Below are 13,724 nucleotides of genomic sequence, written 5' to 3'. Positions count from 1 at the left end.
TTAAATTGAGGATGGTCACATCACTCTGGTAAAGGCTAGACAGTTCCTTTTGGAACTGAAGGATTATATCGAAGAGTCAAATGACAGAGTAACGTCTTGAAGGGCGCTCTCTTAGTCGAATAGCACTGAAGTTAGTAAGAATTACAGTGTTATAAGCTCGGCAAAAAGGCGTAAGAATTTACCGTAACAGTGATTTTTAGCTGTCGAAAGCCTACCCGCGGGGGTGGTGTAAATCATGATGCTTGAGTTGATTGAATACGGTGAGAATGCTTAATTATCCTACAAGAATGGGGTAAGCTGACGAACTTCTGAATGTACGGGTCTACACCTGCAATACATAGAAATGTGTATATCACCAAATTGTGAGGTTGGCAGTGGATGAGTAAAACTAACTAATATGAAAATCCATGATATGTTACAGGCATATGAACGGCTAACAGGCTTAAAGGAAGCGCCTAAGTTCTTTCTATAATAGATATAATTCAACGTTGTAAGCTGATAACGTGGAGGGCTTACTCCCTATGAAACGTTGAAAAGGAAAACGCTAGTGAGAATAACCAGTGTATAACTTTCTTTATATCAGTGAAAGTGGTGGTACAGTACCAATGAAATGTCTAATCCACATGGAGGGATAGCCACTAGACTAATAAAGAATCATTCAACCATGTAAGACAGTTCTTTATCGAATAATAAGGTTCTTGTGAGACTAAAAGAGGTTAAACTCCCAAGGGAGTCACCGACTTGTTAAAACGGAAGAAACTGAGGCACAACGAGTATTATGATATGCAATCTTGTTTTGATAACTTATATGCTCGAAGTGCTGATGGTCAAAATTTCTATGAGTTAATGAGACTAATTGGTTCAGATGAAAACATACGTCTTGCCTATCGAAATATCAAAAGAAATACTGGGAGTAAAACGGAAGGCACAAACAAATTAACCATCGAAGATGTGAAAGACTTGTCTGTGGAACAAGTAATTGAAAAGGTTCAACATATGCTTTGCGCATACGAACCAGAAAAAGTTAGACGAGTGTTTATCCCAAAGGCAAATGGTAAAGTTAGACCTTTAGGAATTCCTACAATGTGGGATAGAATTCTCCAGCAATGTATTCTCCAAGTGTTAGAGCCAATTTGTGAAGCGAAATTTCATAAGCATAGCTACGGTTTTAGACCTAACAGGAGTACACATCATGCCAAAGCTAGATTTGAATTTCTTATCAATCAAGCGGGACTCTACCACTGTATTGATGTTGATATTAAAGGCTTTTTCGATAATGTGAACCATAGTAAACTACTTAAACAAATCTGGTCGATTGGTATAAGAGATAAGGCACTTCTGTCAATCATTTCAAAGCTTCTAAAAGCTGAAATTGAAAGAGAAGGCATTCCAACAAAAGGTACTCCTCAAGGTGGGATTTTGTCTCCGCTCTTATCTAACATTGTCCTAAACGAACTTGATTGGTGGGTAAGTGATCAATGGGAATCGTTCAAAACTACCTTTAATTATAAGCATCCTGGAAAATATCAAGCTCTCAAAAAAACTAACTTAAAAGAGTGCTTCATTGTTCGTTACGCCGATGACTTTAAAATTCTATGTCGTACAAGATCACAAGCGATAAAAATGAACTATGCAGTAAAAGACTTTCTTAAAACAAGGTTACATCTGGAAACAAGCGATGAAAAGTCACAAGTTATAAACCTTAAGAAGAATTCGTCAGAATTCCTTGGGTTCTCGATTAAAGCCGTTAGAAAAGGTAAGACGAGAATGGGTTACGTGGCTCAATCAAAGATGACGAAGAAAGCAAAGTCCAATGCACTCATAAAAATTAAAGAAGCTATAAAAGTCATTCAAAAGAAACCCTGTATGGAGACAGTTTGGCATTATAATACTGTCGTAATGGGAATTCAAAATTACTATTCAGCAGCCACACAAATTACAAATAATCTTAGTGAGTTAACCTCCATCCTTAGTAAGACTTTATATAATCGACTAAAAGACCTCAGAAAAGAAGCGGAATTTTCGGATATGACCAGTACATTACAAAAACGCTATAAGGGATATGAACCGAAGTTTTTTAAGATACGAAACATGGTATTTGTACCCATTTATGCCCAACGGCATAAAACGAATCTGTGTTTCTCGCAAAATACGTGTAACTACACTGCCGAAGGCAGAGAAAAGATACACAAGACCTTAAAGGCAATAAACAAAAATGTACTACGTTCTATTATGAAAAGCTTTATTCCAAATCGAACCATTGAGTATAATGACAACCGTATAAGTAAGTTCGTTGCACAGTATGGAAAATGTGCTGTAACTGGAGTTGAGTTAGGGTTGAATGATTGGCACTGCCATCATAAAAATCCTTATCATCTCTCAAAGGATGACAGGTTTTCAAACCTGGTAGTGCTTCACGAAGCTATTCATCGCCTAGTACATGTAAAGAATACTGAAAAAATCAACCTTTTACTTGAAGCACTGCAATTAGATAGAAAGCAGAAAGAAAAGATCAATGAACTTCGGAGACTATGCCAAAATGACTCAATTTGATTTGGACTTATAAAACGCTTCATTAAATACATAGAATTGAATGAATTGGTTTAGTTGGAGCGCCGTATGCGATGAAAGTCGCACGTACGGTGCGAGCAGGGGGAAAAGGGAGCGATAACTTCAAATCCTTACCTATCTGTATTAATAAGGATTTATTATTATCGATGAAGAAAAGTATTGCAAATATAGGATGTTATGAGGCTAGGTGAAATATGATTTGGATGTATATAGGGATAACAATTATTTTTATTGTAGGTGCTACCTTTATTATCTGGGGAGTTAAACTTACTAAAGATAAACATAAAAAGGCAGAATATATAGACGGTATTGCTACTTATGATGCTGGAATAGTTGCATCAATTGTAATATTTTTACTATCTTTTATTTTGAAGTTTATTCCATATTGGTTAATGAAAGTAATTTTGATTTTATTCGGTACATCCTTAATTATTTTCGGAGTTTTTCTTCTTACCAGATAAATAAAGTACAAAATGAGGAAATTTAAATCTATTTGTTATTGAATTAACGGAGAGCTTGAATTTAAGAAGGATTGCTACGGCGATCCTTTTTTCTTCTGCGACTAAACCAGCTAAAAAACCTTTTAGATCTTCCACAATCGGGCGCGATTGCTGCATAAAGTATTGCTCTTTTCTTATTCAGGAATTGGGCAGAATAGTTAAAGAAGATTGAAAAGTGGTGAGTGGAAATGAGTTTAGCTAGTTATATTGGTTGTAATATAGCATTACCGATTACCGATGATGAATTTCAGATGATTCTTTATATATTGGAGGATGTTTTGCGGGCGATGAATAGTTGCAAAATATAAAGAAATATCAGTTTTCTACTCCCTATGTTTATGAAGTATCAAGTCATTGGGGAATTGAGATTACGGAATATATGAACCGAAAAACGTGTGCGGAATCGAAAAAGATGCTACTAGAACTGGCAGTTCAACTTGCTTTTATAGGAATTTCAACAAGACCAGAATTACACATATCCAGTTTAGGAGAAGACCCTTACTTCTGGGAAAATTGGAAAAGCATCCTTTGGAATAGTATTTTTTTACGCGGTATTGTTGAATGGAGTGGTTATGCAGTGATTGGTGGTTTGATTATTGGTTTTTTGATTAGCTTTATTTATATTCACTTTGAAAAGTTCTTAAAGTTAAGAAATATGAGAAATGAAAATTTTTAAAGATTTGACCCTGAAAAAAGCGCTTGCCTTAAACTTAAGGAAAGTGCTTTTTATTAGTAAATATTATATTGTAATTTAAGTTGATTCTCTAACAATAAAACTTCCTTTATAAATTGTTTTTTTAAAATTCAATGTATTCCCTTCGATTCTTCTTATTAAGCAGTTCACTAAATCGGTCGTCATTTCATCTATACAATTGGAAATGGTTGTTAACGAAGGAGTGGTGATTGTTGATATAGGATGATTATCAAAACCAATTACTGAGAAATCTTTAGGTATACTTACCCCATTTATAATTGCTGATTTTATAATCCCTGCTGCTACAAAATCACTGCCAGCAAATACCCCATCCAATCTAAGTTTTTCTTTATACAAGAAGTTCCCTAGATTAATACCATCGTTTATAGTCGCTACGTTATTAAAAAAATACTCATTCTTATAGTCTATTTTTTTAGCTATATGTGCTTTCTTGAACCCACTTAATCTAGCCTGCTGAGAGGGAGTAGAGATATTATCGGAACAAAAACCTAATCTAGATAAGCCTTTTTCAAGTAGGTAAGTTGTTGATTGAAAAGTAACTTCTTCTTCATTAATACAAAACACATCAAAATGTGAATGATCAAACGATTCGTTGCAAACAGCAATTGATCCAGATTCGGCATAATATGAAAGTTCTTCTTGAGAATGGAGGGATGATGTTAAAATGATCCCATCTAACTCTTTATGTTTAAGTTGTAAAAAGGCAGCTATTTCCAACTCCTTGTCAGTAAATGTTTGTAAGATAACAGGCTTATACCCTTTTTGATAACACTTAGTAGAAAGGTGTTTAATCAGAAAGCTATAATACGGATGATCAATCTGAGGAGTAATGATACCAATCGAATTCGTCTTTTTAGCTCTAAATTGTTTTGCAATACCGTTAGGAAAATAATTAAGTTCTTGGATTGCTTTCTGAACTTTTTTTCTTTTTTCTTCAGAAACATAAGGATGGTTATTAAGGACACGGGACACAGTTGACTTAGAAACACCACTTAGTTTAGCAATATCTTGAATTGTATACATGTAGCACCTCTTTAAAAAGGTATTGACCTGGGAACGGTCTCATGAATTAATCTACTGGTATTACTTAGGAGGTTGATTTTATGATACCACAGAAATTCAGAAAGAGGTTTGCTCGATCAGAAAATACTAAGTTCATCATTTTTTTTGATTTTGATGAAACTTACTTCCCTCATGAGTGTTCAAAAGAGCAACTGAAGGATTTACGACAACTTGAAAACTACTTAAAAAAATTATCACTTAAACATTCAGTGAAGATAGGTTGGGTAACTGGAAGTGACATTCATCAAATCCTTCAAAAAGTGGAAAAGGCAAATATCGCGTATGCTCCTCATTTCATAGCAAGCAACCTTGGTACAGAAATATATCATGTTACTGATGACGGTTCTATAAAAGAGGACTCAGAATGGGAAAGGCTATTAAAAAGGACATCGTATTCTACAAAAGTAGTAAAAGAAATAGTAAGAGAGCTTTCTGATCTATACAATATTAAATTAGTAGAACAGACCCAATTAGGACAAAGAAAATACAAACAAAACTATTATTATTTCAAACGTTCTATACCAGAATGCACTTATCACCTTAATATTATCAAGCAATTGTGCAAAGTTAACAAAATTGGATTAAATATAAATGTGTGCAACCCCAACGCAGGTGATCCTCAAGGTGCCTTTGATGTAGATTTTATTCCTTTAAAAACAGGAAAAAAAGAAATTGTTAAGTTTATGACCAATTATTATAATGTACCACTATCGCATACAATAGCATTCGGGGATAGTGGAAATGATATAAAGATGCTAAAGTATGTACACCATGGTTATTTACTCGCTAATGCTACAACAGAAGCTAAAAATTCACATGATAAAATAACAGAAACTGATTATTCTCAAGGAATATTAGAAATTCTTAGGCGGATCTTTAAATGATAATGTTTTCAATGATTGATATTTGGCGTAATTTTTAGAAGAAATATACGAAGAGAAATAACTTGTTATACAAGGAAAAAACCCCTCCATAATCGTATTAGTAAAACGATTATGGAGGGGTTTTCTTTATGGGAACTAGAATTCACTACACACCGTAATACCCGCTTAAAAATTCATGTATAGTAAAGATGCTATTTACTACATTGCCCGATTGTCATATATAATCTTTTTCATTTTTAAACGATACCGTTTTTAATGTATTCGAAAGTCAAAAGTAATTGTGAGACAATAACAATATCTTAGAGAAAGTTAAACTTAGCTAATAATGATTTAAAGGACGGTTCTTAATGAAAAATCAAATCAAAGTAAACGGAAGGATACTTCAAACAAACAAACGTTTTTCACAATTGAAAAATAGCCAAAAGGAATGGATCGCAGCAGAACTTTATAAACTCTACCACAATAAAATGAAAGAAAGACGTGCAATAAGTAAACTACCTCCTAATCAACGCGATATAGTTATATCGTCCCTATACGAACAGATTCAGAATAGAGAGATATGGATTCCTTATGGTGAGGTTAAAAAATATGTATTCAGTAAAACCACAAAGATAGTAAAATCTTTTAAGAAGCAATTCCCAGAGTTAAGTGAGGAAATTGAAACTGAGCACGCTATGAAATAAAAGGATGACCTTAGCCTACATAAATCGATAACGGAGAAAGATTAGATATAACATCAAATTTTAACGGAGGTTTAACATATTTTTTTGTTTATAATAGGAATTTTCATTTGAAATATTCTGTCAGGTCCTCTTACTCTTACTCTTATTATTGATTTACTTTACCTAGAAAAAATGGAAGGTGAGCTATATTATGAACATTCAAGTAAAGATTAAAGATATAATTGAAGAAATGGAAATACAGTTTGAAGAGTCACGTTCATTACTAAATATTAAAACAGGTGAAATAGTGTTAGTAACATCGGAGGACTTGAGAGCAGTTGAAGACGAAAAATCATTTGATCATTTACCTGAATGGGAACAAGAAAATAAAATGATTGCTATTGATGTTGTTGAAAACTTTGAAAATTACATAGAGTTACCTACTAAATATGAAGTAAATGAATATGAAATCATGGATGACTTTTGCCTAACAGTAAGTGATCAACGGAAGCAGGATTCCTTATTGAGGGCAATTAGGGGAAAGGGTGCCTTTAGAAGATTTAAGGACAAAATAATAGATTTTGAAATCGAAGATCAATGGTATTCATATCGTGACGAGCGTTTTAAACAAATTGCAATAGAGTGGTGTCAGGACAATAACATAAACTATATTGAATAATTAAGACAGTATGCGATTGTTTAAGGTGATCGCATTTCTTATTCAACAAACGGGCAGTTGTGCGGCCGAGCCTAGGTCGTATCATATAGCGGGTGGGATTCCCGTCGAGCAAGAACTAGCCACTTACTCGTAGCGAGTCTTGGAGGGCTAAAGGTAACTTTAGTCTTTAAGCGTAGACAGTTAGGTTGCGGGCCGAAAGCCAAATGGTTGAAGGGATTGAGCCCCATAATGTTAGTAAATCGAGAGGGCTGATGTTTTAACTGCGACAGAAAGCAACATTTCATTCTTCGTAAATGGCAAGAAGAATGAAACCTCTCTGGGGTCAGAGGCCTTGGCACGTAACACATTGATATGATACGGCAACTCGGGAGACCCTATCGGTCTTTTCTAGATAGAAGAGTATGGTGTACAAACGATACAAAGTAAGGAAACCAAACGCCAGATAGGGAGTCGGATAGCAGGAATTACAAGTTATTTTTGTGAATGGTAACTAGGAGGAGCCGTGTGCGTGAGTAGCGCAAGCACGGTTCTGTGAGGGGGGAGAGTACAATCTACCGAAAGGTAGAGAGACTCTCTTCTACTCGACTAGCTTAAAAAGGCTTTATTAGTATTTTTTACCTTAGTAAATTTCAATGGTATTGAAGAAAAAAGAATAGAAGGTGACCTTTATTATAAGCAGAAAAATTCTTACACTGATATTAACAGGAATGTTAACTACTTTAGTAATTCCTTATTTTGTACCATTAAGTGTTTTCCGAGATGAAATTGTTCCAGGGAGTCTACAAGATATAGTATTTTCTTATGCGACGATGCCAATGTATTTCTATTTAGGTTTATTAGTATATGGTTTACCAGTATCAATAATAATTGAATTTATAACAAAAAAACTTTCAGGAATAAAGAGAGATGTAATATCGTTTATACTTTATGTAATTTCGGTAATTCCGATGTTATATATAGGGGATGTATACGCACTTCACTTGGCTCTCACGTTCTTTGTAATAGAATTAATTTTGAGGAGAAAGGAAAGTAAAAACTACTGGGGTTGGGTTTTTGTGTTTACGGTACTGGCATTAATAGAATGTATTATTATTTCGGTGTTTGTTTACAATTTCTCTTATGAGTTCAAAATCTAAGAATAATAATTCTTCAACAAACGGGGGCTTTACTTCAATAAGGAGTAGGAAGGAGTTTTAGTGATGAAACCACACACTAAAGGGTTTATTGTTATCCTTGTTGCAGCAATATTAGGCTTTTTAACTGCTTGGTTTAGTTCGGGAATATTTAATTCAGAATTTATTATCTATTGTTTTTCTTTTATTTTTGGTACTTATCTTCTCATCTCTTTATATTACAGTCGAAAAAAAACTTAGGCTTGTTATTAAACAAACGGGTGCAAGAGTTGAAGATCGATATGGATCGGCAGCTCTTTTTTCTTATTGAAGTAAAGAGCAGGTTAATAGAAGAAGGATTTACATAAATTATCCAAATGTAAAAAATAAATGTTAAAATTGAATAGTAAGGAACAGGTGCGTTTATTGCTACATTTTTGATAAAGGAGGTGGGATTATGATGGAAGCTTCATCACCCTCAATTTGGTTTCAGTTTTACAGTGTAATTGGAATATTAACAACTTTATTACCGCTGATTTTAGCGATTATTATTACGAGGTGGCTTTTTATATTAAAAAGAAATTCAAATGAACAAATGAAACAAAATGAAGAGATTATAACATTGTTAAAAGAGATAAATAACAGCCACAAAGAATAACTATTACAGATCAATATGTCTTATTCAACTAAAGGGTGCGTTAGTGTTATAAGAAAAATTAAACAACTTAATAAAAATGGCTCGGTTCACTGATGTGTAAACCGAGCTTTTTAATATTTAATCGCAACAATTTAAGTTGCAAATACAGGTACAAATTGTCATACATTTTCAATTGTAATTTACAATTTTACGATTGGATAAGGAATCTGTTATTATTACCATCAATGTTCTTTTTATATAGGACATTATTCCAAACCTTATGTACATATAAACAAGGATACGTCATTTGATTTTGAAGAGTTTTATTTGGGTGTAGTAAAGATAACTGAAGATGGTATATGCCTTTTTTGACATGCCCTCTTTGCTTAGGTTTTTGGTTCGTGTTTAAGTTCCTTCATAAGAGCGAATTTCTTATAATTCGTAGCAGTATCTGTGATTACAGCCACTTGATTTTATCATCCTTGCCATGTTTTTTATCATCGAATGCCAAGGAATTTACAATACATCGCCATTGGACTTACCTATCTATGAAAAAAACCCATAAGAATACTAAGAAGCAATTGCGGTCTTGTGCCACCACAACAAGCTATTGATGATAGTAAAGTCGAAAAAACACAATTAATGCTGAAATTTTGTTATTATTATAGTTATGTAAAGGAGGTTGGTTTGCTTGAAGGATGGTTATTTTTTAAAAGATACTGCTTTAATGGATAAAACAAACGATGCCTTTCACCATGAGGACTATGTAAAAAACATGAAAACAATTATTGAGGAGCATGACCCTCCATATAATATTGCATTAATAGGTAAATGGGGAGTTGGGAAATCATCTATAATCAATCTGCTAAAAAAAGAATTGCAGGGTAAACCAGAAATTGAAACACACGAAATAAATGCGTGGAAGTACGAGAACGATTCACTTAAGAAAGCCTTTTTAAAGAATTTATGGCAAACATTTAACAAACAAAAAGATGTTAGCTATTTAAAATTACTCACGGAACCATTGAGAGAAACCTCTGTACAAGCAACTGTAGAGGACAGGACAACACCTTTACCTGAGATATTAAAATCATTAGGTCAATTAATAATGGTCTTTCTTGTACTATTTTTAGTTTCTTCTACGAGTATATTATTGCTCATGTATCTATGGGATGGAATTATTGCATTTTTTACTGCAAGCACATTTCTTGAAAATGCATCCGATACATTTGATATTTTCAAGGAGAATATATGGGTGGCAATAATAGTTGTTCCGTTATATAAATTACTTCAAGAGGTCTTCAAATCATCGATACAATCAAAAACAGCAGATGTTAAATTAATCAAACCTATTGAAACTGCCGATGAGTATGAGGAGCTATTTAAAAAGGCAATAGCTAATCATAAGAAAGAGAACCCTAAATTCAAAAAGTTGGTAGTAATTGTAGACGATTTGGACAGGCTTAGTACAAAAAAAGTAGTTGCAGCTCTCGATGCGATTAAAGCTTTTGTTGAAATTAACGAGTGTATTTTTATTGTAACCTGTGATGAAAGTATTCTTATCAATGCAATAGAAAAAGAGAAATTGAATAATTCTAATGAAATTGATGGAGACCTTTTCTTAGATAAATTATTTCATTTTAGAATTCCATTGCCCCCAATAATTGAAAACGATATGAGCGATTATGCTATTAATATTGCTAAACAAGAAGCTCCTGGTCTTGTAAAGTTGTGTAATGGTCAATTCGAAGAAATCATTGATATTCTAATTCATGCTGAAGTAAATACCCCAAGGCAAGTTAAGAAATTGCTAAACACCTTAGCAAACAATCTTTTAATTGCCAATTCTAGGGAGTCAGATGGTAGAAAATTAGAGCAACAATTACTGACTGGTAAAAAAGGAATTAGATTCCTTGCCAAGCTATCTGTTTTACAATCAGATTACGATGATATATATATGAATCTAGGCAAAGATTTTAATTACTTAGAAGACTTAATGAATTTTTATTATGGTTCAAACAAAGAGGATAACAAAGTTAAACCATCAATAAAAAGGCTTTTTATTGAGAAGAACTCTACTTATGAAATTAAGCCTCACTATGTGGGTTTAATAAATTTCCTATCAAGAACTCAGCATATCACGGTTGACAATATTGCACCGTTCATTTATCTAGCCCAAGACGCAATTGGATTAAAAGCTGGTGATGAAAAGCAACGAGCTATTAGGAAAAATTTGATTAGTGGTAATGAAAAAGAGATTATCTCTATGTTGCAAAGCGAACCAAATTCTGAGCATCTAATTGATGCCATTATTGAAGAAGTTAAGCGTTCTACAAGAAGAGATTTGCCATCGGTTATCAAAGCATCTATTCAATTAATTAATCATATTAAAGATAAGAGAATAGAACTGGCAAATGTAATTTCTTATCAATTAAAAACGATAGACCTTGCTAACATTCGTTTTTGGCAAGTTGAGCAACAAAACGTGCTTACAGTATATCAACTGTCTGAAAATAAAAATGGTATAGAAAATGCACTGGTTTTTATCTTAGATGAGCTCTTTTCAAGGAGTGATAACTGGAAAAAGCCACAAGGTAAAGAAATGTCATCAGAGGATTTTGTAGCTGACATTGTAAATGTTCTGGGGTTACTTCTTTCCGCTTCTAATAAATTGCCATCTAACATTAAAGAGAAAGTAAAGTCACTCTTAGCATTGGAACATCCTGACTATGCGTTCTTCCCTTTTGAGAGTATTCACAGTCTATACCAAGACCATAAAGAACTTTACAATGAATATTTTAATTTGTCATTCTTTAATCAATTAATAGCTGATATGGAAGATGCTGATAAACATCAATTATTCCAAGATATTGCTACATTTTTAGAAATCGCTCCTGTGATTAGAGTCAACTACCCTGTTGAGTTTGTTGAGTCGATTCCTCAAGTTATTGCTCATACTCCAGCTAGTAAGGTGGTTGAAATATTAAGATTGTTATTTCCAATTATTGGCGATATTAAAGAGCAATCCGGCTCTAACATTGTAGGAGCTATTACAGACTTTGAGTTTGAAGATGAAAAAGAAGTGTTGGAAGTAGTTCAATTAATACAAAAAATTCCTTTTAGCCTTAGCACGAATGATGACTTTACAACAAAATTTGATACGTTTGTTTTGAGTCATTTGAATCAAGAAAATGATGAAAAATTAGATGTACTCATCAAATTAATGGAACAAGTCATAGAAAGGGAAGAGACAGACTTCAGTATATTCAATGAAATATTTAACTATGTTGTAGAAAATGTAATGGAGCAGTCTTATATTGATAAGATTTTAGAAAGGGTAAATGGTTACTTTACTAAAGAGCAAAGAACGAAGTTATTCAACAAAATAAATCCTGCAATTATTAGTAACACTTATAATGCCTCCTTATTTGATAGAGTTTATGCTCTTTTTGCATTACTTTGCAAAGATGAAGCAAATCATTCTTTTATTGAAAAGCCTATGCAACAAGGAATATCTACCTTTCAAAACCATCAATGGAACCAAAAACAAAGTTGGGCAAGTGATTTTGTGAAATTATTCTCCGCAGTCGGTCACTGCTTAAGTGAGTCTGTAGTAACTAATTTTATTAATGGTTTAAATAATAATGTTTCAAACCAAGGTCGTCATGATTTGGTTATCAAAGCATATATGCATATTGGTCAAAATGCACCTGAATCAAAAGTAGTATCGATGATAGAATATGTCATGAACCAAGCCAATAGCGATGCTACTAAATTAGATGGATTTGAGTTCCTATCAACATCAACTAAATTCATAACCAAACAAAATGAGAATTTACAACAGTATGCTAACTTTTTAGTGGATAATCTTTCTGTAAAGGTAGGTAGTTTTTTAAGTGAACTTTTCGAGAAATTTAGGACCATTTCGAAAGACAATACAATTAACCTTGTTAAGAACATTGCGGGTTTAACAAATGAACAACGAGAAGCTAATAAGAGCGTTATTAATAGTGTTATAGAGAGGTTCTTTCAAGCATTAAACGCTGATAACAAAAAGGCTGTTTTCTATGAATTGCTTCGTAATCTTGAAGTGAATATTGTTCATGATTTATTACTTAATGCAATAGAAAGAGATATAGTAATATCTTTGTTGGACGATGTTATTAGGTCAAATGTTGATGATGGTAATGAGTATAAAGGGAAGCTATTAAGGGTTGCTGCTCCGTATCATTCTCAATTAGATAAGGCGGTTATGACTAACTTAATTGTTGATATTTTACGAAACACAGATGATGATTTTATTATCGAAATGTGTGACATCCTTCTTACTCACTATAACAGCTTCAGATTCGGACGTGAAAAGAAACATATAGCATCTCAAATCATTCCTACTTTTAGAAATGTAAATATAGAAGCAAAAGAAAAAGTGTTAGAGATTGCTAAATTCTATTATTTAGAAAAGGAATTTGAACAAGCGATTAAGGATAAGCTATTGTCGCAGGATGAAGAAGCTATAGTCTTTAAAAAATTTGGCTTTAGAAAAAATAGATTTGTTAAACCAATTTTATAAATTTGTTTATAAGCGGTATACCTATTATGTGAAAATTATTGTTATCAATTGTAAGTCCGATATGTAAAGAAAAAATAAAATAACAATTCATTTAACAAACTAAAGTGCTTGGGATTATTTTATAATCCAAGCACTTTTTATTTGCGTTTTAGTAAGGCTGCTTTCTAAAAGATTCTTGTTTTCTATAAAGATAAAAGGTATCAATGTAAGCCCCCATTCAAACAACGCATATAAATACGCAGCGCCTCCTGGTACGATACATGTATTAAATAAAGGAGGTGCTTTTCTTATGCCCCAACAAAAATTAGCGATCGTCCCCGTTACACTGCACG

At 33.1% G+C, this 13,724-nt stretch carries 11 protein-coding genes and 1 pseudogene; 9 read left to right on the top strand and 3 right to left on the bottom strand.

Annotation, left to right across the window (positions count from 1 at the left end; genetic code table 11):
* Nucleotides 1-783: 783 nt before the first annotated feature.
* From ltrA to LDX58_RS24955, 3 genes are all read left to right on the top strand, one after another.
* Entirely contained in the window at nucleotides 784-2,553 is a 1,770-nt protein-coding gene (gene ltrA / locus LDX58_RS24965; protein ID WP_227940368.1) for a group II intron reverse transcriptase/maturase, read from the top strand.
* 212 nt (nucleotides 2,554-2,765) lie between these two features.
* The gene (locus LDX58_RS24960; protein WP_227940367.1) at nucleotides 2,766-3,032 is read left to right on the top strand and encodes a hypothetical protein; all 267 of its coding nucleotides are present in this window, start codon (nucleotides 2,766-2,768) and stop codon (nucleotides 3,030-3,032) included.
* A 334-nt stretch (nucleotides 3,033-3,366) separates the two neighbouring features.
* Nucleotides 3,367-3,747 carry a hypothetical protein gene (locus LDX58_RS24955; RefSeq protein WP_227940366.1) on the top strand — a complete coding sequence of 127 codons (381 nt, stop codon included), beginning with the start codon at nucleotides 3,367-3,369 and terminating at the stop codon, nucleotides 3,745-3,747.
* 75 nt (nucleotides 3,748-3,822) lie between these two features.
* Here the strand turns inward: LDX58_RS24955 and LDX58_RS24950 are convergent, their stop codons facing one another.
* Nucleotides 3,823-4,809, bottom strand: a complete 987-nt coding sequence (locus LDX58_RS24950; protein WP_227940365.1) for a LacI family DNA-binding transcriptional regulator — start codon at nucleotides 4,807-4,809, stop codon at nucleotides 3,823-3,825.
* A gap of 80 nt (nucleotides 4,810-4,889) precedes the next feature.
* Here LDX58_RS24950 and LDX58_RS24945 point away from each other — a divergent pair, with 80 nt between their 5' ends.
* From LDX58_RS24945 to LDX58_RS24925, 5 genes are all read left to right on the top strand, one after another.
* Nucleotides 4,890-5,732 carry an HAD-IIB family hydrolase gene (locus tag LDX58_RS24945; protein ID WP_227940363.1) on the top strand — a complete coding sequence of 281 codons (843 nt, stop codon included), beginning with the start codon at nucleotides 4,890-4,892 and terminating at the stop codon, nucleotides 5,730-5,732.
* Between the two features lie 347 nt (nucleotides 5,733-6,079).
* Entirely contained in the window at nucleotides 6,080-6,415 is a 336-nt protein-coding gene (locus tag LDX58_RS24940; protein WP_227940361.1) for a hypothetical protein, read from the top strand.
* 190 nt (nucleotides 6,416-6,605) lie between these two features.
* Nucleotides 6,606-7,073 carry a UPF0158 family protein gene (locus LDX58_RS24935; RefSeq protein WP_227940360.1) on the top strand — a complete coding sequence of 156 codons (468 nt, stop codon included), beginning with the start codon at nucleotides 6,606-6,608 and terminating at the stop codon, nucleotides 7,071-7,073.
* A gap of 1,199 nt (nucleotides 7,074-8,272) precedes the next feature.
* Nucleotides 8,273-8,446 carry a hypothetical protein gene (locus LDX58_RS24930; RefSeq protein WP_227940358.1) on the top strand — a complete coding sequence of 58 codons (174 nt, stop codon included), beginning with the start codon at nucleotides 8,273-8,275 and terminating at the stop codon, nucleotides 8,444-8,446.
* 196 nt (nucleotides 8,447-8,642) lie between these two features.
* Nucleotides 8,643-8,843 (top strand): hypothetical protein, encoded by a 201-nt coding sequence (locus tag LDX58_RS24925; RefSeq protein WP_227940357.1) that lies wholly within the window; start codon nucleotides 8,643-8,645, stop codon nucleotides 8,841-8,843.
* A gap of 325 nt (nucleotides 8,844-9,168) precedes the next feature.
* On the opposite strand, the pseudogene LDX58_RS26920 reads toward LDX58_RS24925, so the two are convergent.
* Nucleotides 9,169-9,277: pseudogene (locus tag LDX58_RS26920) on the bottom strand (IS1595 family transposase); the annotation flags it as partial.
* 236 nt (nucleotides 9,278-9,513) lie between these two features.
* Between LDX58_RS26920 and LDX58_RS24920 the strand changes: the two are divergent.
* Nucleotides 9,514-13,392, top strand: a complete 3,879-nt coding sequence (locus LDX58_RS24920) for a KAP family P-loop NTPase fold protein (RefSeq protein WP_227940355.1) — start codon at nucleotides 9,514-9,516, stop codon at nucleotides 13,390-13,392.
* 114 nt (nucleotides 13,393-13,506) lie between these two features.
* On the opposite strand, the gene LDX58_RS24915 is transcribed toward LDX58_RS24920, so the two are convergent.
* The coding region (locus LDX58_RS24915) for a hypothetical protein (protein WP_227940352.1) at nucleotides 13,507-13,724 on the bottom strand (218 nt) is incomplete at its 5' end.

Source organism: Alkalihalobacillus deserti (genome assembly GCF_020734105.1).
Taxonomy (GTDB): domain Bacteria; phylum Bacillota; class Bacilli; order Bacillales; family Bacillaceae_D; genus Halalkalibacter; species Halalkalibacter deserti.
This window is presented reverse-complemented; position numbering and strand designations above follow the sequence as displayed.